Consider the following 18,930-nt stretch of genomic DNA (forward strand, 5'->3'; position numbering starts at 1 on the left):
GTGATAAGTTCCTCTGTGCCAGCAGACCTCCACACAGGGGGTCAGGGAATCCGGTGTGAATCCGGAACTGACGCGCAGCGGTGAGGGTGACCGCCCGGGCTTACGCCACTGGATGAGAATCTGGGAAGGCGCTCGGGTGGGGCGATCTCGAGTCCGAATACCGGCTGGCAGCAGGGGTCAACAGACGCCTGTTCACACGGTAACGGGCTCCGCGAACGAGCCCCTACGAGAACGAGATTCCATGCGTCTGTCCAGACTTCGCCTACCCGCCGCTGCCGTTGCAGCCCTGTTGGGCGCATCGTTGGTTGCCTGTTCCTCCGACGACAGTTCTGCCGAACAATCCGGCGCCTCAGTCCAGAACTGTGGCCGAGACGTCACGGTGGAGCGACCGATCGAGCGGGCGATCGCGGTAAATCAGCCTGCGGCCGAGATGCTCTTCGCGCTGGGAGTGCAGGACCGGATGGCCGGCTACGCCATGAGCGATGACGATGTCCTCCCCGAGCTGCGCGAGGCGCGTGGTCAGGTGAAGGCCTTCGACACCGAGTTCCCGTCATTCGAGAGTGTCCTCGAACGCGAACCGGACTTGGTCTACACGACCTTCAACTACACGTTCACCTCGGAAGGCATCGCCGACCGGACCAAGTTCTCCGACCTCGGGGTCGCGACGTATCAGTCGCCCAGCGAGTGCACCGGTCAGGATGCCGAGCAGAGCAAGGCCCTCACGCTCGACGACCTTTACGCCGAAATTGGCGATGTGGCAACACTGTTCGATGTCAAGGACAAAGGTGTCGAGCTGACCGAGAGCTTGAAGGATCGCGCGGCCACCGCCACGGCGTCACTGGGAGCCGAAAACGTGACGCTGGCGTGGTGGTACGCAGCCACGAAGACTCCGTACTTTGCCGGATGTTGCGGCGCACCGGGAATCATGACCGACGCGGTGGGTGCGAAGAACGCCTTCAACGACAACAAGCAGTACTGGCCCGAAATCGGTTGGGAGAGTGTGCTCGATCGAGACCCGACCGTGCTGGTGCTCGCTGATCTCGACCGCGGCGGAGACGGCGACAGTGCCGCAGACAAGATCGCGTTCCTCGAATCGGACCCGGTCGCCAGCAAGCTCACCGCAGTGAAGAACAAGCGTTACATCATCCTCGAAGGCACGACGATGGATCCCTCGATCCGCAATGTCGGTGGCATCGAGCAGCTCTCCGACGGTCTGCGCCAGTTGGGTGTGGTCTAGATGTCCGCGGAGATCAGTGAACTGGTGCGGCAGTGGGACGAGCAGCAGGCGGCATACATCGCGGATCGCGAGAAGCGCTTCGACGTGATTCTCGACGTTCTCGAATTGCAGTACGCGCACAGTCCGTTCACGGTCGTCGACCTGGCCTGCGGGCCGGGTTCACTGAGCGCCCGGATCCTCGAGAAGTTCGAGCACGCCAGCGTTGTGGGGATCGATTACGACCCGATGTTGCTGGAAGTCGCCCGTCAGTCGTCGGCTCGTTTCCGTGACCGGCTGGAGCTGGTCGACGCAGACCTGGCAGGAGCCGATTGGCCGGCTTCGGTGACTTCGCCGGTTCAGGCGATCGTGTCGACAACCGCACTGCACTGGTTGCAACCGCAGCAGCTCGTAGAGGTGTACCGGCAGTGCCGCGAACTGCTGAGCCCTGCCGGAGTCCTGCTCAACGGTGATCACTTTCGCTTCGACAGCCGCTCCCCCGTCATCGGTCGGTGGGCGAAGGCTCACGACGAGCAGACACAACGCTCCGCTTTCGCTGCCGGTGCTCCCGAGTGGGACAGCTGGTGTGACGGGTTGCGGGCCACTCCCGGTATCGGGGCACTGACCGACGAGCGTGAGCGCAGATTCGCCGGACGCGACGCCACCGCGCCCACTGCCGTCGACTTCCAGTTGGCGGCGCTCGCGCAAGCAGGTTTTCGGGAGTCGGGAACAGTCTGGCAACTGTTCGACGACTACGTGGTCTACGGCGTGAGATGACGACAAGAGTTCGGCTGCGTGACAACCCGAAAGCCGTCACCCTGCTGTGGGTGATCGGTGTTGTCACGCTGGCCGGGTCGGCCGCCGTGGCGATCACGTTGGGGCCGGCCGGTCTGTCGGTCGGCGAGGTGGCCTCGATCGTCGTCGGTCATCTCGGCGGTACCGCGGCGGACGTCACCCCTATACGCGACGGCATCGTGTGGAATCTCCGTCTGCCGCGTACCTTGCTCGCCGCGCTCTGCGGTGCGGGCCTCGGGTTGTGCGGAGCGATCATGCAGTCTCTGCTTCGCAATCCACTGGCCGATCCCTTTGTCCTCGGTATCTCGTCCGGCGCCTCGACCGGTGCGGTTCTGATCGTGATCCTCGGAGTGGGGTCAGGGGTGATCGGATTGTCGAGCGGCGCCTTCATCGGCGCGGTGATCTCCTTCGCCCTGGTGCTGCTGCTCGCCCATGCAGCCGGCGGCACGCCGGATCGGGTGATCCTGGCCGGTGTCGCCGCGACCCAACTGTTCTCCGCGCTCACCTCGTTCATCGTCATCACCTCGGCCGATCCCGAGCAGACCCGCGGTGTGATGTTCTGGCTTTTGGGCTCACTCGGTGGCGCCGATTGGCTCGATGTCGCGCTCTGCGCTGCGGTGGTGACAGTCGGCCTCGTGGTCTGTCTGACTCACTCCCGTGCACTCGACGCCTTTGCCTTCGGTGAGGACGCGGCGTCGTCGCTGGGAGTGAACGTGTGGCGGGTGCGCGTGACCTTGTTGTTGGCAACAGCTTTGATGACCGCAGTGATCGTGAGCGTCGCAGGCGCCATTGGCTTTGTGGGCCTCGTCCTCCCGCACGCGGCGCGGGCTCTTGTCGGTCCGAGCCACCGGCGACTGCTGCCCGCGTCCGCACTGATCGGCTCGATCTTCCTCGTCTGGGTCGACGCCGTGGCACGCACAGCCATTGCGCCGCAGGAACTCCCGGCCGGTGTGGTAACCGCGCTGGTCGGCGTGCCCGCGTTTGCCGTCATCCTCTGGAGACGGAAGGCCCAGCCATGACACTCGAAGCAACCGGTATCAGCTGGCGAGTCGGCGGGGCACTCATCGTCGATGACCTCGACGTCTCCCCCACAACCGGCAGTACGGTGGGGCTTCTCGGCCCCAACGGTTCGGGAAAGTCGACGCTGCTCAAACTTCTTGCCGGACAGAATCGTCCGACAGCCGGAGTGGTGACCCTGGACAAGACTCCGTTGTCCGACTGGAAACGCCGCGACGTCGCGCGCCGGATCGCCACCGTCGACCAGCACAGCAACACCGAGATCGATCTGACTGTTGCCGAGGTCGTCGAACTTGGACGCACACCGCACCGCGGACTGTGTGGCGGGCAGTCCGGTTCCGATCGTGACGCCGTCCGCGCAGCGATCGAACACACCGACCTCGCCGGCATGCTGGACCGGTCGTGGCACACCCTGTCCGGCGGAGAGCGCCAACGCGTCCAGATCGCGCGCGCCCTCGCCCAAGAACCTCACGAACTGCTACTCGACGAGCCGACCAATCACCTCGACATCAATCACCAACTCGAATTGCTCGCGCTCGTGCGACGCCTGCCCACCACCACGATCATGGCATTGCACGATCTGAATCTGGCCGCCATGTTCTGCGATTCGATAGTGATGCTGAACGGTGGATCCATCGTTGCCCACGGAAGCCCGACCGAGGTCCTCACCGCCGACCTGATCGCCGAGGTCTACCAGGTCGACGCCGAAGTACGCCTGGATGGTCCCGGGGGCGTACCCACCGTGAGATACCTTCCACCCGGCTCGGATTAGACGCGCTCGGAACTGTCATTCACGCGAGAGCATCGCCACTGCTTCGCGTTCGAGGTCGACGTACGGTTCACCACTGACGTCGATCGCCACCCGGTTGAGTGTTCCACCGGTAAACGCCCATGGTGACGCCCCCGGGTAGTCGTCGGTGACGGGCTCCCCGCTGTCACGGCCTGCATTGAGCCCTTCGCCGCCGCCGATGCTGAACTTGCCCGGCTGAGTGCGGATTCTGCCCTCACCGACTTTCCGGTCGCCGTAGTAGAGGCCGAGGACCCCGTGCGCAGTGCCCGGCGGATCCTCAGCTTCTTTGTCGAAAGTTGCTGCCAAGATCACGTTTTCACCGATCGGCAGGTCCTCGGTCGCATCGATCTTCTGCTGTTCACTACCGAGGAAGTTGTACACGTAATGCAGTCGGTTGTCCTTGACGTACAGCGAATGACCACCGAACCTTCCGCCATGCGAGAAGAGCACACCGGTCGCACCTGGTTCGGCCAAGTCGACAACTGCCCCGATCGAGAAGGAACGATTGCGAAGGTTGACGGCAACGGCCTCCGGTACCTCGGCTCCCCCCGGACGGTAGACGTACCGGTTGCGCGGCGGAGCCAGCTGGGGGCGAGGCGTGGTGAGAAGTTCGACACCGGACCGATCGTCCAGTGGCAGAGCTTGATTGGCACCGGCCTCGTGGAACCACAACCCCACCAGCTCGGCCAGCCTGCCGGGTTCTTCATCCGCAAGGTTCCGGAGCTCGGCTCGGTCCACCTCCGTGTGGTAGAGCTCCCAGGTGTCTTCCGGGAAATGACCCCACCCGCTCAGAGTCGGGTGCGTGGTGACGGCCTTCCAGCCGTCATGCCAAATCCCCCGTCCTCCGAGCATCGAATAGAACTGGGTGTGCTTGGCGGTGGGGATGTTGCCGGCGTCGAAGCTGTACCGCATGCTCACGCCTTGGATCGGGTGCTGGGTGTATCCCTTCACCGTGTCGGGCAAGTCGACGCCGACGCAGTCGAGCAGAGTCGGGACGACGTCGATGGCGTGGTGGTACTGATCTCGAATCTCGCCACGGGCGTCGATGCCCGCCGGCCACGAGATGATGCATGGGTCGCAGGTTCCACCGTTGAACGAGTATCGCTTCCACATCTTGAAGGGCGTGTTGAACGCCATCGCCCACCCGTTGGGATAGTGGTTGTATGTCTCGGTGCTGCCCAACTCGTCCAGCTTTGCCAGGTTCTCGGCGAGGTCGTCGGGTACGCCGTTCGCAATCTTGTTCTCGTTGACAGATCCGTCGGGTCCGCCCTCACCGCTGGCACCGTTGTCGGAGACCACCACGATGATCGTGTTGTCGAGCTGCTCGATTTCTTCGAGGTATTCGAGCAGGCGTCCGATCTGATCGTCGCAGTGCGAGAGGAAGCCCGCGTACACCTCCGCCATCCGTGAGAACAGTCGCTGCTCGTCAGCGGAGAGAGTGTCCCAGGGGCGGGTGAAATCCAGCGGCGGGAACGGTTCGCCGTCGGGTCCGGTGCGGGTGTCAGGAGTGCCTATCGGGTTGAGTGAGGGCAGAGTCGTGTCGTTCGGGACAAGTCCCATTTCCTTCTGCCTGGCCAGAATCTCATCCCGCATGGCTTCGTACCCTGCGTCGAACCTGCCTGCGTAGCGATCGGCCCATTCGCGGGGCGCGTGATGCGGAGCGTGTGCGCACCCGGGTGCGTAGTAGAGAAATACAGGCCGGTCCGGAGCTATCGACTTCACGTCACCGATGTATTCGAGCGCTCTGTCGGTGATGTCGACGCTGAAGTGATACCCCTCTTCGGGCGTCGACGGCTGTTCGACGGGGTGGTTGTCGTGGACGAGGTCGGGATACCACTGATTGGTCTCGGCACCGAGAAAGCCGTAGAACCGCTCGAATCCGCGGCCGACCGGCCAATTCCGTTTCGTGGAAGCAAGATTCATCTCGTCTTCTGCGCACAGGTGCCATTTGCCGACCATCGCGGTGCTGAATCCCTGCTCGACCAGAACCTCGGCGAGCGTGGCACATTCGGGAGGAATGTGACCGTTTCCGCCGGGAAAACCGACCGCGCACTCGCTGATGCAGGCCATGCCGTTGGTCGTGTGGTTTCGCCCGGTGAGCAGACACGATCGCGTCGGGGAGCACAGCGCTGTGGTGTGCCACTGCCCGTACCGCAATCCGTTGCCCGCGATGCGGTCGATGTTCGGCGTCTCGATCGGTCCCCCGTAGCAACCCAAGGCGCCGAATCCGACGTCATCGAGAACGATGTAAAGAATGTTCGGTGTACCGGCGGCAGCCTTCGGCTGCTCGTACGGGCTCCAGTCGGGAATCGAATCGCGAATATCGAGGTTGACGACGCCTTTGAATGCGTTGGCCATGACCTGGCTCCTTGTAGGTGATCTGATTTCCGGCCTCTACGGCCGCATGGTGAATCGCATACCCCGATTGTGGTCACCGAACCTCTGTCGCCCGAAATGGGCGATGCCATCTTCGGCAAGAGATCCGAGGATGAGAGTGCCAGGTTTGTCATCGTCTCACTGAAAGCCAGGGAACCGCATGAGCAGTCAATTCGTCGAAGCCTCCAACTCCGATAACCCCGACCCGCTTCCGAGCTGGCAAGACGGCATGCCGAAACAAGCCATCAGGCAATTCGTCGAACGCGCCACGACTGAGGGAAGTCCGGACGAAATCGCACCGGACGACAGGATCGCAGTCTTCGACAACGACGGAACCCTGTGGTGTGAGAAGCCGATGCCGATCCAACTCGACTTCATCTTGCGCCGCCTCGTCGAGATGACCGCCCAGGATCCGTCTCTTCGCAACCGTCAACCGTGGCAGGCGGCGTTCGAAAAGGACTACGCCTGGTTGAACGATGTGATCTCGAAGCACTATCGCGGCGACGACAGCGCACTGAAGGTGCTCGCGGCCGGTGTCCTGGCGGCATTCGCCGAAATCACAGTCGACGAATTCGAAACCCACGCCGATACTTACCTGCGCACTGCTTCGCATCCCACTCTCGGTCGCGAATACCTGCACTGCAGCTATTCACCCATGGTCGAGTTGCTCGATTACCTTGCAGCCAAAGGATTCTCGAACTACATAGTCTCTGGCGGCGGACGTGACTTCATGCGGCCGATCAGCCAGGAGGTCTACGGCATCCCCCGAGATCGCGTCATCGGCAGCGGCGTGGCATTGACGTGGAAGGACGACGGTCACAGCGGCACGGTCCTTCGTCAGCCCCAATCTGATGTCGTCGACGACGGGCCGGCCAAGCCCGTACAGATCTGGAACAGAATCGGCCGACGACCTGTTCTCGCGGCCGGAAACAGCAACGGTGACCTACCTATGTTGAAGTTCGCCGAACACCCGAACGTTCCGACACTTCGTCTTCTGGTGCTCCATGACGATCCGGAACGCGAGTTCGACTACGCGGACGGAGCCGAACACGCACTCGACACCTCGCGCGCAAACGGGTGGACAGTGGTGAGCATCAAGAACGACTGGAAGACAGTCTTCGAGCCACTCGCCGAATGACATTATGGATACGTGACCTTCGATGATGTCGCCGACGAACTCTACGGCCTCGACCCCGGCGAGTTCGTCGAGGCGCGTACGAATCATGTGAAGGCTGCCCGGGAGGACAACGACCGCGCACTGGCCGCGGAGATCGGAAAACTTCGGAAGCCGACCACCGTGGGATGGTTGGTCAATCTCATTTCGCGCGATCTACCGGAAGATCTGGATGCACTTCTCGCACTTGGTGAATCGCTACGCGACGCCCAACGCCATCTGTCGGGCCCGGATCTGCGCCGACTGACGACACAGAGGCAGCAGGTGGTGCGAAGTCTCGCCTACAAATCCGGTGAGATCGCGGCCTCACGGGGAAAAAGCGTCGGCGAGGATTCGTTGCGTGATGTCGCGCAGACGCTCAATGCCGCCCTGGCCGACGAGGAGACTGCCGCGCAGGTTCGACTCGGACGGGTTGTGACCGCTGCCAGTTACAGCGGTTTCGGCCCCGCCGGGCTCGCAGTGGTGAAAGAGAAATCACCGCAGCACGCCCCAGCTGAAGAGCCGCAGACTCCGGAGTCGAAAACTCCGGACCTGAAGGCCGAACGTGCCGGGGTAAAAGCAGAATTGAAGGAAGCCAGGGCAGGCGTCGAGAAGATCCGACGCCGGGTGAAGGCCGAGACCGCCCAGTTCGAGGATGCCAGGTCAAAGCTGTCCGACCTCGACCGTCGCATCGAAGAACTCCGCGCCGATCTCGAACACGCAGAACAGGAACGACAGTTCGCCAAGAACACCGAGAAGGCGGCCGGCGTCGCGGTTCGAGAATCCGAGGAGAAACTTCGCGAGGCCGAGCGCCGGGTCGATGAAGCAGAAGAGGGCCTCGACTAGATGGAATGAGTTGTACGTTCGGAGATCTTGACCTCTACAGCAGTTCAGGTTCTAGCGTGTTTTCATGACATTCACCCGAATCGAACTCGACTACCTGGCCACACAGACTCTCGGACGCCTCGCAACGGTTCAACGGAATGGAACGCTGCAAGTCAGTCCGGTCGGGTTCCACTTCAACCCGGATACAGCCACGATCGATATCAGCGGTTACAACATGACGGGCAGCCGTAAGTTTCACAATGTCGCGGAGAACGGGCGGGTCGCGTTCGTCGTGGACGACATCGCATCTGTAGATCCATGGCGGGTCAGGTGCATCGAAATCCGTGGACGGGCAGAGGCTTTGGATGCTACGGGTGCTGCCACGCATGGTCTCGACGCGCCGATCATCCGTGTCCACCCCGAACGCATCATCAGCTTCGGCCTCGACGACCGAGAGTTGGACGTCCACCAGTTGGTCGTGAACGGACGTGACGTCTGAATGCCCGAATCGAATTGATCAGCCTGCGGCGGCTTCGAGTTCACTCAGTGATTCCTCGAGGTGACCAAGGAGTCGCTGCAGGTGAGGGACGTTACGGCGGCAGCCGACGAGCCCGAACTGCATGGTATCCGCGTAGCCGATGACGGTGATGTTCATTGCCTGCCCGTCCAACGGAATCGACGCCGGATAGCAGCTCTCGAGCTTCGCGCCGTTCCAGTATCGCGTTGTCGTCGGGCCTGGGACGTTGGAAATCACCAGATTGAACACCGGACGCCCAGTGATCAGTCGGGAGGAACCAGGGATCAGCGGTAACCCGAGACCCGCGACGTTCAATGCACTGAGCGCTGTGATCTGCAAAGGCGTCAGGCCTGACATCAGGGACTTAGCGCTACTCATCGAGTCGTGAACTCTCTGAAGTCGGGCCGCCGGATCCGCCAATTCGGTTGCCAGATCGCACAACACCGCGCCGACGGCATTGCCGGAAGCCTCACCTGTTTCGCCTTTACGAAGAGATACCGGCACCATCGCGATCAACGGTTTGTCCGGCAACTCGTCCAGTTCGATCAGATAGCGCCGTAGCGCGCCCGCGCACATTGCCAACACCGCGTCGTTGAGCGTCACGTCTGCAACGCAACTGACCTTGCGCAGGCGCTCGATCGGCCACGACTGCGCGGCGACGCGCCTCGCTCCGGTGATCGGGACGTTGAAGATCGATTTCGGAGCAGCGAACGGCAACGGCGCGACGTGGTCCTTCACTGCCGAGGCAGCGGCGTTCACTATCGCAGGGCCCACCCCGACCACATCTTGCACGGTGTCGATCACCGAGCCCACCCGCCTTTGCAAGTCCAGCCCGCGACTGGCTCGGACCCGCCCCGAGGAAGGTCGCTGCGCCCACGGCGGCATCGACTCTCGATCGAGCGGATCCGACGAGAGGCTGCGGTACCACGCCTGAACAGCAGACACACCATCCATGAGCGCATGGTGTGTCTTCATGTACACGGCAACTCGGCCGTCGGCGAGGCCTTCGATCACATACGCCTCCCATAGCGGCCGATGCCGATCTAGCAGCGTGCCGTGCAGCATCGAGGTCAGCTCCAGCAGCTCGCGAACTCGACCGGGCCTGGGCAGCGCAAGCAACCGGACGTGATATTCGAGATCGACGTCCTCGTCCTCCGTCCAACGCACCGGCGCGAAGTTCGACAGGAACTGCACCGGCTTGCGGCGAAAGAGGGGGCGGATCGACTCGACGTCGGTGAGCGAACGGTAGAGCGACCTGGCGAATTCGCCGTCGTCCTCTTCCGGTGGAACGAACAGTGACAGGCCTCCGACATGCATGGGGTGCTCCCGTGACTCCATCAGCAGGAACATCGAGTCGAGCGGCAGCATCAGCGTCATGGCGATCCGTTCTCTCGGGCAGCTGTCCGGAGAACCTGTCAGCCGCTGTTCGACAAGTTACTCGCCCTGACTCCCCGCATTGGTGACTCCGACCAAACACTGCCCCCTCAATCTCGGCGAGAGTCAAGATGTTCCCGTCGCCAAGCGCCTTTTCGGGCGAAGCGCTTCACCGCGATGCGCGCGTGAAGCATGAGACACAGAGCACTGCAACAAATTTCAATGCTCACGGCTACGAGTAGCGACGAGCCGATCGCAGTACTACTTTTGTCGGAATTATTGAGAATTATCTGTACATACAAGTCACACGTGACTACCGTCACTCATCATTACAATCCCGACTGGTCGCCATGTTGCGACTCGCGAGGTTGCACCCCAAAGGAGAAATTCATGTCCCGACGTTCAACGTCGCGTGGGCGTTTCGGCGCGCTCGCCACCGCAACTGTGCTCGCCACCGTCACCGCGATGGGAACACTGTCAGCAGTTTTGGCAGGAGCCGCCCCCGTAGCGGCGATTCCCTTCGGCGGTTGGGATTCATGTCCGATCGACAATCCCGAGACCAGCACATGTATGGACGTCACGGTCACCAGCGGAAACATGAAGATCGGCAAGCTCTCCGTCAGCATTCCCGCCGGGGCGATGCGCATCGCCGGCGGAGTTGCCTACCGGGAGAATCCGGAGGCCGAATTCGGATTCGACCAAGTATTCATCCCGCCGAACGACAACAGTCGGGGGATCTACGCCAAGCCCATCGAGATCCCCGGCGGCGCACTCGGAATCGACCTACCGTTCAACAATCTCTTCGGACTGAACAAGGCCTCGGCCACCGTCGAGTCGACATCGGCACTCCCCACAGTGGATGCATTTCAGCTGGGCGTGAAGCTACCCGTCAAACTGAAGATCGCGAACCCCCTCCTCGGCGGCAAATGCTACTTGGGCTCGGACAGCAACCCCGTCCAGCTCAACTTGGATGTGACCGAATACGGTGTCCTCGAGGAAGTTCCAGGTTTCCCGGACACCGCCGTCGTCCGAAACACCGGACACACCGGACAGCCCTTCGCGGTCCCGACAGCTTCGGGATGTGGCCCGTTCGGCGTTCTGAATCCAATCGTCAACTGGCGCGCCGGTCTTCCCTCGTCCACCACGTCCAACTCCCTGACCACAACGAGTGACGTCTACAACATCGGTGCCGACAGCCTCAGGCCCAAGCCGGCCGGCTCACCCGAACCCGCCGCCGTCATCGCCGAACGTGGCGCCAAGTAGCAAGTACAAGCTTCATTCATCTTCTAGTTCGGTGGCGTCGAGTAAGGCACCGAGGGCGCGGTGGAGTTCGGCAAGCTCACGTCCGCCGGCTTTCGTCAGTACGCGAGTGTTGGCCGCGTCCAATTCACGGACAATGTCTTTGGCGAGCACGATAACCCGTTTTCCCTCATCGCTGAGATCGAGGCGAACGGCGCGCGCATCGCGACTGTCACGTTCACTGACAACAAACCCACCCTTCTCCAAAGCTCGCACGAGCTTGGATATGTAGATGCGCTGCAACCCTGTCTGTTCGGCGAGCTCTCGCTGGCAAGGCCTCTCCCCCGCACTCACGAGCTCATGGAGGGACGCAAGCACCGAATACTGGGCATGAGTCAGTCCGAGATGCGCGATCGCTCTGTCTACGCCCGCCCGCCAGCGCAAGGCAAGGTGCCACACCAGCGACCCCGTCGTCCACGTTTCTCGATCTTGCATACATATAGAGTACATGGCTACTATCTCAATTAGAGTATATGGAAACTAATTGAGGAGTCGCAATGCCCACAATTTCCGTGCTCGACTCGACCATGGCTTACAGCTCGTGCGGCGAAGGCACACCCTTCGTGCTGATCCACGGAAATCCCACATCCTCGTATTTGTGGCGAAACATACTGCCACACATAGGAAATATCGGCCGTGCACTTGCTCCCGACCTCATCGGAATGGGCGCGTCCGGCAAGCCGGCAATCGACTACGGTTTCCTCGACACCGCCCGCTACCTCGATGCCTGGTTCGACGAGATGGAGCTCGACGACGTCGTACTCGTCGGGCACGACTGGGGTGGAGCACTCGCCCTCGACTGGGCTACCCGCCACCCCGATCGCGTCCGAGGTGTGGCACTCTTCGAAACGATCCTCCGTCCGATGACCTGGGACGAGCACTTCCCGGGAGACGCACGAGCACGGGTCGAGGCCCTGAGAGCCTCCGGCACCGGCGAGACGAAGGTACTCGATGAGAACTTCTTCCTCGAAATCTCTCTTCGCAGAACAGTTCTCGGCAGTCTGCCCAAAACAGACGTCGACGCCTATCGTGCCCCTTACCTCTCGCGTGAGAGTCGCCGGCCCCTTCTCGAGTGGCCACGATCCTTCCCCATCGAAGGAAGTCCCGCTGAAGTGAATGCACGTGTGTCGGCGTACAGCGAATGGCTCGCGGAAAGCACCGAGGTACCCAAACTCCTTCTCACCTTCAGCGGCCCCGCCGAACTTCTCATGGTCGGACCCGACGAAGTCGCGTGGAGCCGATCGAACATCGCAAACCTCGAGGTGACTGAGTGCGGTCCCGCAGGGCATCTCGCCCCCGAGGATCAGCCCTCGGCAATCGCCGCGGCGATCACCGAATGGACACACCGGCAACACCATTTCAGCCGCAAGTGACTCGACTCCGTCGCCAAGCGCTCTGAGCGCCGTCTCGCCAACGCGTGCGGTAGCGCCCCAGACCTTGCTCCGAAATATGGGACCAACACCACCTCCGCCAGATTTGTCCGATATAACTAACTGGCGAGTACGCCGGTTGGGACGAGGTCGAGAACGAGGGGGCGTGGGTGGTAAATGAAGACGGGCTGGGACAGACCTCGGAATCGGGGGCTCCACACAGAGTGGGCGGGTTTCTCTATCACCGCAGTGGCGACCGATGGGAGTGGTCGGACGAAGTTGCGCGGATTCACGGCTACGCACCCGGACAAGTAGACCCCACGACTGAATTGATGCTCTCGCACAAGCATCCTGACGACCGAAGACACGTTGCACAGACACTGCTCGCCATCCGCACTTCGGGCGGCCCGTTCAGCAGCCGACACCGCATCATCGACACTGCCGGGGACACGCACTCGGTAATCGTCGTCGGAGACAGCGTCGTGGCCGAGTCAGGTGAAGTGGTGGGTAGCTCCGGCTTCTACATCGACGTCACCGAAACCCTGGACAGCACCGTAAAAGCATCTGTCGACGAACTGGTCAACGAAATCACCGTCTCTCGCGGAGTGATCGAGCAAGCCAAAGGCATGCTCATGGTGATCTACGGAATTTCGGCCGATCGCGCCTTCGACATCCTCGTGTGGCGCTCTCAAGAGACCAACGTGAAACTCAGGGATGTTGCCGAGCAGTTGATTGTTCGGACGCTGGATGACTTCCGGGTTCCGACACCACTGCGGACCCGGTTCGATCACTTGCTGTTGCAGGGTTGAATGACAACAGGGTTGAGGGATCTGCTTAAGGCGGTTCCCGTGGCTGGCTGCTCAACCTCGAGGAACCTCGCCCGCATTGATTCCGGGACGGTCCGATGCGGCCTATCCCCGTTGTTACCCAACACGGAGTAAAAGGAAACTACTCGTCGCCAGACTTCTTGTCGGAGGTCTCCTCGACCAGTTCAGGTGCCTGTTCGCGAGTTGCCATTCCGCCGTCGCCGCCCTTGTCCACGGGCCCTGGGTGCCCGCCCTTGGGCGACTGGTCGTTGTTGTCTTTCTCGGTCATGCGGTCATCCTCGTCATCTGGTCGTGTCAGTCATACGGCGCGCGGCCTTGCAAGAACCTCAGCCCACCGTCCTCTCAATCTAACGCTCTCAGGACTTCCCGCAACCCTCACCGATTTTGTTTGCATTTCAGCACTTTCGGGCAGGTGACTGCGAACAACATTTCCACGATGAGAGGGCCGATCCCAGTGCGCGCAGTGACTTGGCAAGGCAAACGGAAGGTAAGCGTCGATACGGTTCCGGACCCCACGATCATCGACCCCACCGACGCGATCATCAAGGTCACCACGACGAACATCTGCGGATCGGATCTGCATCTGTACGAGACTTTGGGCGCCTTCATGAATGCGGGCGACATTCTCGGTCACGAACCGATGGGCATCGTCGAAGAAGTCGGACCGGAGGTCACGAATCTCGAGATAGGCGACCGCGTCGTGATCCCGTTCCAGATCTCGTGCGGCAATTGCTTCATGTGCGATTCGAGTCTCTACACCCAGTGTGAGACGACTCAGGTCCGCGATCAAGGCACGGGCGCAGCGTTGTTCGGCTTCTCCGAGCTGTACGGATCGGTGCCAGGCGGTCAGGCTGAATACCTACGAGTCCCGCAGGCACACTTCACACACATCAAAGTTCCCGAAGGTCCGGCGGATTCACGATTCGTCTATCTCTCCGACGTACTTCCCACTGCCTGGCAGTCGGTCGAATACGCCGACATCCCGCCGGGTGGATCCGTGACAATCCTCGGCCTCGGACCGATCGGTGACATGGCTGCTCGCATCGCGCACCACAAGGGATTTCGAGTGATCGGTGTGGACCGTGTACCCGAACGCCTTGCGCGCCTTGCCGAACGCGGTATCGAGACCCTCAACCTGGACGACTACGGCAGCAAGATCGGCGATGCCGTCAGAGACGCGACACACGGCCGCGGAACCGATTCGGTAATCGACGCTGTCGGTATGGAAGCGCACGGGTCTCCGATCGGAAAGCTCGCGCAGCAGTTCGTCGGACTCCTCCCCGACGCTCTTGCCGCGCCTGCGATGCGCACCGCAGGGATCGATCGCCTAGGTGCTGTCTATTCGGCCATCGACATCGTTCGGCGCGGAGGAACCATTTCACTGATCGGTGTATACGGCGGAATGGTTGATCCCCTTCCTCTGATGACTATGTTCGACAAGCAGATTCAGCTCAGGATGGGCCAAGCGAACGTCAAGAAGTGGGTAGACGACATCATGCCCTTGCTCACTGACGACGACCCACTCGGCGTCGACACCTTTTCCACTCATCAGCTGCCGCTTGATCAGGCGCCCCACGCCTACGAGATCTTCCAGAAGAAGCAGGAAGGAGCGGTCAAGATCCAACTGAAACCGCGCGGGTAGTCCAACTCTGCAGTATCGTCGCCCGATATGCCGTATTTGGATCGCGCCGGAGAAGTATTTGTCCTCCACCTGGGTAATGAAGGCGAGCCGGATACGCCGAATCCGTTCAATCCCCGGTGGCTCGACCAGGTCGAGGAGCTCCTCACCGAAGTCGAGAACTTCGACGGTCCGGGAGCGCTGGTCACGACAGCTGTGGGCAAGTTCTATTCCACTGGGCTGGATACAGATTGGATTCTGTCCAACGCCGATCAGGTCAATGGGTACATCGACCGCGTTCAAACCTTGTTCGCGCGAATGTTGACGTTTCCGATGCCCACCATCGCCGCGATTCCGGGACATGCCTTCGGCGGTGGTGCAATTCTGGCCACCGCGCACGATCACGTCGTGATGCGCGAAGATCGCGGTTTCTTCTGTCTGCCAGGGATCACTATCGGCGCGAGTTACGCACCCGGAAGCATCGCCCTACTGGCGTCACGTCTTCCCACACGCGCAGTCCACGACGCACTCGTCACAGGTAGGAGGTACGGCGGAATCGAAGCATTGTCAGCAGGATTCGTAGATCAAGTCGCGGCTGCGGACGATGTGCTTTCGACAGCTGTCGACTACGCACGCACGCTGACTCGAACCCGTGGACGCACGCTCAACGAGATCAAGGAACTGCTGTATGCCGAGCCGTTGGCCCTCCTACGAACGCCAGTAGTCGGAATCGACAAGCAGGTGATACTGAAAGACAACTGACCGATTACACCGATCGTCATACTCACTTCACACACGCTCGACAGAAAGAAACCGAAACCGAAATGGCTCGCGTACTTACCGTCTCCGACAGCATCGTCGTCAACGCCGACGCTCTGTCCCTCTACGAGCTCATCAGTGATCCCACTCGTATGGGTGCCTGGAGTCCCGAAAACTTGGGCGCAACTTTGCGAGGAGACCGCGAAAGCGCTTTCCTGGGCATGGAGTTCGACGGGCACAATAAGCGCGGGCGCGCGCAGTGGACCACGAGATGCACGGTCACCGCTGCCGACGCCGGGAAGCTCTTCGAATTCCGTGTTCACAAGATCGGCCTCAGCACTCCTCGGATCCCCGCCTCCATCGCAACCTGGCAGTACCGATTTTCACCTGTGCCCGACGGAACCCGAGTTACCGAAACGTGGACCGACGACAGGCGCGGCTGGCCGGACTTCGCCGCCGACATGTTCGACAAGATTGCCACCGGAGGAAAAACGTTCGCCGACTTTCAGCGCGGCAACATCCGCAAGACGCTCCTGAACCTCAAGAACGCAGTTGAGCAGGAGGTTTCCGGCATCGAAGGTAGCGCCGGCTGACCAGCCGACACCATTTGTGGCAGTTTCTGCCACTTTTGGTACAGTGCGGATATGGCAACAGCCCGCCGCACCGCACTACTTCTCCGCGTCTCGCAGAGTTGTGCTGCCGCTTTCGTCGAACGCGGTGATACTTCGACAACCATCGCCGAACTCGCGGAGCGGGCGGAGATCTCCGAGCGCACGTTCTACCGCTGCTTCGCCACCAAAGAGGAGAGCATCTGGCCGATGCTCGACGACGGGAACCAGAGCCTTGCCGCTGCACTCGGTGAGCAGCCACGCGATTCCGGACTGGCGCCGGCCGTCCGCAACGCCTTCGTCGCCTCGGTCGGCGAGTCTTTCGAACCCATGACACGATCACTGATGCCGATCATCTTCGGTGATCCTGCCCTCCGGAGAGTCTGGGAGTCAGCGACTTTCGAGACGATGGAGCTCATTCGCCCCGAAGTGGCCCGGCTGATCGATCGGCCTGAAGCCTCACTCGACACCACCGCCGCTGCCGGCCAGGTGACACTTGCAGTGGTCGCGGCACTACGGGAAATGGCAGACCACCGAACACCGGCACCCACGGCAATCAACCACGCACTCGACGCATTTTCGACGTCGTATCTCGCGCACCCAACAGGTAAGGAACAATCATGACTCGAGATCTCTCCGGAAAAACCGTTCTCGTCACAGGTGGCGCCCGCGGCCTCGGCGAAGCGTTTGCGCGCGGCATCGTCGCAGATGACGGACGCGTGGTCATCGGCGACATTCTCGACGACGACGGCCGAGCGGTGGCCGAATCTCTCGGCGAGGCAGCGCGTTACGTTCATCTCGACGTCACCGACCCACGGTCGTGGAAGTCTGCCGTCGAGTTCGCCGTGTCCGAGTTCGGCGCCATTAACGGCCTGGTCAACAACGCGGGAATCTCCGCTTCCGGCCAGACAGTCGCCGAAGAGCCCCTCGAAATGTTCCAGCGGATCATCCAGATCAACCTCGTGTCCGTACACACCGGCATCCACACGGTGGTCCCGTTCATGAAGGCCGCCGGCGGCGGATCCATCGTGAACATCTCCTCGGCCGCAGGCCTGATGGGCATGGCTCTGACCAGCGGTTACGGCGCAGCCAAGTGGGGCGTGCGGGGGCTGAGCAAGATCGCCGCCGTCGAACTCGGTCGCGACAAGATCCGGGTCAACTCGGTTCACCCCGGCATGGTCCTCACGCCCATGACTGCACCGACAGGTATCAGCCTCGAAGAAGGCGCATTCCCCAACAATCCGTATCGACGCGTCGGTCGCCCGGAGGAGCTGGTCGGTGCGGTCACCTACCTGCTTTCCGACGATGCTTCGTACACAACAGGTTCCGAGATCACCGTCGACGGCGGTTGGACTGCCGGTCCGTCGATCGAATACATCGCCGGCCAGTAAGGTCGGGTTCCGTTTGCTCATGAATCTGCGCACTCCGAGTACCCTCAGGTGGACACCAACATCTCCCTGATTGCATTCGGAGAAGGCAACTTTCGCAGTCGCTGCAGCGCCCGATGCAGGTCGAGTGACACCTGATCGGTCGTACGGGCAAGCGATGTTGCAGTCGCCTTGGTATCGAGGCCGACGATCAACCGCAACACCAGGACATCGCGTTCGACAACCGGAAACGCTGTTGGAGGCGGGAGCGGCCCACCGCTGAACCCGTCGGATGCCGCCCGAGCGATCGCGACGCTTGTACTCGCGTACAGCAGGCGCAGGAAAGGCTGATACGTCTCCGATCCGTCGCACACTGCCGCGAGAACGGCGACGCACGCGGCGTCCGCGGCGGAATCGGAAACGGCCCGATCAAGCTCGGCGCGACACCGCAGCACAACCATCGGACGAAACGCCGCATACAAACTGGTCATGGACTCACGGCTACCGCTCCGTGCCGCGGTGGCCAGCACCTCCAGCGAGTCTTCCTGCAACAAGGGCTCACATTCTCTCTTTCTCGACGGGAAATTCGTTGTGCGGTCCGAGAGATCAACTGGAACCGAATAGTCCGGCGAAGGGGTTCACAGTTGGCGCGGGTGCCTGATCTTGCCGGCCTTGCCATTGGTTCTGGTTGTCCCGACCCCAGCCGTCGCCCTGATTCCAGGTACCGCCCTGCCCGCCGTTTCCACCATGGTTCCAATCGTGGGAGTGATCCCCCACCCTGATCGCCAATCCAGCTGTTATCCACTTGTGCGACATCGTGATTCAACGCTTCTGCCGAAGCTGGTGCCGCGAGCACCGCCAAGGGCACGGTCAACACCGCACCCGTCACGGCGAGCTTGGCCAAGAATTGCTTCTTGCGTAGTTTCCGGTGCGGATAGTCGTGTCATGATCAATCCCTGCTCCGTAGATTTCTCGAGACTCTCTCAGTCCTGAATGGGGCACACACCAGTGAAGTCCTGCAT

20 protein-coding genes and 1 riboswitch are annotated in these 18,930 nt (G+C 61.5%); of the genes, 15 read left to right on the top strand and 5 right to left on the bottom strand.

The features are described from left to right. Positions 1-2: 2 nt before the first annotated feature. A riboswitch (cobalamin riboswitch) is annotated at positions 3-183 on the top strand. Between the two features lie 58 nt (positions 184-241). Genes QM716_RS21405 through QM716_RS21420 form a run of 4 tightly spaced genes read left to right on the top strand, consistent with a single transcriptional unit; the run spans position 242 to position 3,797 of the window. Beyond that, the gene (locus QM716_RS21405) at positions 242-1,237 is read left to right on the top strand and encodes an ABC transporter substrate-binding protein (protein WP_283306101.1); all 996 of its coding nucleotides are present in this window, start codon (positions 242-244) and stop codon (positions 1,235-1,237) included. Further along, positions 1,238-1,990 carry a class I SAM-dependent methyltransferase gene (locus tag QM716_RS21410; protein WP_283306102.1) on the top strand — a complete coding sequence of 251 codons (753 nt, stop codon included), beginning with the start codon at positions 1,238-1,240 and terminating at the stop codon, positions 1,988-1,990. Further along, complete coding sequence (locus QM716_RS21415) at positions 1,987-3,027, top strand: FecCD family ABC transporter permease (protein ID WP_283306103.1); 1,041 nt, start codon at positions 1,987-1,989, stop codon at positions 3,025-3,027. Before QM716_RS21410 ends, QM716_RS21415 begins: the two co-directional genes overlap by 4 nt. Next, on the top strand, positions 3,024-3,797 hold the full coding sequence (locus QM716_RS21420) for an ABC transporter ATP-binding protein (protein ID WP_283306106.1): 774 nt from the start codon (positions 3,024-3,026) through the stop codon (positions 3,795-3,797). The genes QM716_RS21415 and QM716_RS21420 overlap by 4 nt, the downstream gene beginning before the upstream one ends. Before the next feature lie 15 nt (positions 3,798-3,812). On the opposite strand, the gene QM716_RS21425 is transcribed toward QM716_RS21420, so the two are convergent. Next, positions 3,813-6,173: an arylsulfatase gene (locus tag QM716_RS21425; protein WP_283306107.1), complete on the bottom strand. Its 2,361-nt coding sequence runs from the start codon at positions 6,171-6,173 to the stop codon at positions 3,813-3,815. A gap of 178 nt (positions 6,174-6,351) precedes the next feature. Here QM716_RS21425 and QM716_RS21430 point away from each other — a divergent pair, with 178 nt between their 5' ends. From QM716_RS21430 to QM716_RS21440, 3 genes are all read left to right on the top strand, one after another. Beyond that, positions 6,352-7,329: an HAD family hydrolase gene (locus tag QM716_RS21430; RefSeq protein ID WP_283306108.1), complete on the top strand. Its 978-nt coding sequence runs from the start codon at positions 6,352-6,354 to the stop codon at positions 7,327-7,329. 12 nt (positions 7,330-7,341) lie between these two features. After that, the gene (locus QM716_RS21435) at positions 7,342-8,190 is read left to right on the top strand and encodes a hypothetical protein (protein ID WP_283306109.1); all 849 of its coding nucleotides are present in this window, start codon (positions 7,342-7,344) and stop codon (positions 8,188-8,190) included. Positions 8,191-8,254: 64 nt separating this feature from the next. Next, positions 8,255-8,668, top strand: coding sequence for a PPOX class F420-dependent oxidoreductase (locus QM716_RS21440; protein WP_283306110.1), 414 nt, complete (start codon positions 8,255-8,257; stop codon positions 8,666-8,668). Positions 8,669-8,686: 18 nt separating this feature from the next. Here QM716_RS21440 and QM716_RS21445 read toward each other — a convergent pair whose 3' ends face one another. Then, positions 8,687-10,063 (bottom strand): WS/DGAT/MGAT family O-acyltransferase, encoded by a 1,377-nt coding sequence (locus tag QM716_RS21445; protein WP_283306111.1) that lies wholly within the window; start codon positions 10,061-10,063, stop codon positions 8,687-8,689. A 387-nt stretch (positions 10,064-10,450) separates the two neighbouring features. On the opposite strand from QM716_RS21445, the gene QM716_RS21450 reads away from it, so the two are divergent. Further along, positions 10,451-11,323, top strand: a complete 873-nt coding sequence (locus tag QM716_RS21450) for a hypothetical protein (RefSeq protein ID WP_283306112.1) — start codon at positions 10,451-10,453, stop codon at positions 11,321-11,323. 12 nt (positions 11,324-11,335) lie between these two features. Here QM716_RS21450 and QM716_RS21455 read toward each other — a convergent pair whose 3' ends face one another. Continuing rightward, entirely contained in the window at positions 11,336-11,794 is a 459-nt protein-coding gene (locus QM716_RS21455) for a MarR family winged helix-turn-helix transcriptional regulator (RefSeq protein ID WP_283306113.1), read from the bottom strand. Between the two features lie 62 nt (positions 11,795-11,856). Here QM716_RS21455 and QM716_RS21460 point away from each other — a divergent pair, with 62 nt between their 5' ends. Continuing rightward, positions 11,857-12,732 (top strand): haloalkane dehalogenase, encoded by an 876-nt coding sequence (locus QM716_RS21460; RefSeq protein ID WP_283306114.1) that lies wholly within the window; start codon positions 11,857-11,859, stop codon positions 12,730-12,732. A gap of 167 nt (positions 12,733-12,899) precedes the next feature. Next, positions 12,900-13,538, top strand: coding sequence for a PAS and ANTAR domain-containing protein (locus QM716_RS21465; RefSeq protein ID WP_283306115.1), 639 nt, complete (start codon positions 12,900-12,902; stop codon positions 13,536-13,538). Positions 13,539-13,677: 139 nt separating this feature from the next. Here QM716_RS21465 and QM716_RS21470 read toward each other — a convergent pair whose 3' ends face one another. Beyond that, positions 13,678-13,824: a hypothetical protein gene (locus QM716_RS21470; protein WP_283306116.1), complete on the bottom strand. Its 147-nt coding sequence runs from the start codon at positions 13,822-13,824 to the stop codon at positions 13,678-13,680. Between the two features lie 186 nt (positions 13,825-14,010). Here QM716_RS21470 and QM716_RS21475 point away from each other — a divergent pair, with 186 nt between their 5' ends. From QM716_RS21475 to QM716_RS21495, 5 genes are all read left to right on the top strand, one after another. After that, entirely contained in the window at positions 14,011-15,198 is a 1,188-nt protein-coding gene (locus QM716_RS21475) for a zinc-dependent alcohol dehydrogenase (RefSeq protein ID WP_283306160.1), read from the top strand. 27 nt (positions 15,199-15,225) lie between these two features. Further along, positions 15,226-15,936, top strand: a complete 711-nt coding sequence (locus QM716_RS21480; RefSeq protein ID WP_283306117.1) for an enoyl-CoA hydratase/isomerase family protein — start codon at positions 15,226-15,228, stop codon at positions 15,934-15,936. Between the two features lie 62 nt (positions 15,937-15,998). Then, on the top strand, positions 15,999-16,526 hold the full coding sequence (locus QM716_RS21485; RefSeq protein WP_283306118.1) for an SRPBCC family protein: 528 nt from the start codon (positions 15,999-16,001) through the stop codon (positions 16,524-16,526). 51 nt (positions 16,527-16,577) lie between these two features. Beyond that, complete coding sequence (locus tag QM716_RS21490) at positions 16,578-17,165, top strand: TetR/AcrR family transcriptional regulator (protein WP_283306119.1); 588 nt, start codon at positions 16,578-16,580, stop codon at positions 17,163-17,165. Then, positions 17,162-17,932: a glucose 1-dehydrogenase gene (locus QM716_RS21495; RefSeq protein WP_283306120.1), complete on the top strand. Its 771-nt coding sequence runs from the start codon at positions 17,162-17,164 to the stop codon at positions 17,930-17,932. The genes QM716_RS21490 and QM716_RS21495 overlap by 4 nt, the downstream gene beginning before the upstream one ends. A gap of 44 nt (positions 17,933-17,976) precedes the next feature. Here QM716_RS21495 and QM716_RS21500 read toward each other — a convergent pair whose 3' ends face one another. Further along, positions 17,977-18,399 carry an RNA polymerase subunit sigma gene (locus QM716_RS21500; RefSeq protein WP_283306121.1) on the bottom strand — a complete coding sequence of 141 codons (423 nt, stop codon included), beginning with the start codon at positions 18,397-18,399 and terminating at the stop codon, positions 17,977-17,979. Positions 18,400-18,930: the final 531 nt, after the last annotated feature.

Source organism: Rhodococcus sp. IEGM 1409 (assembly GCF_030056735.1).
GTDB lineage: Bacteria > Actinomycetota > Actinomycetes > Mycobacteriales > Mycobacteriaceae > Rhodococcus_F.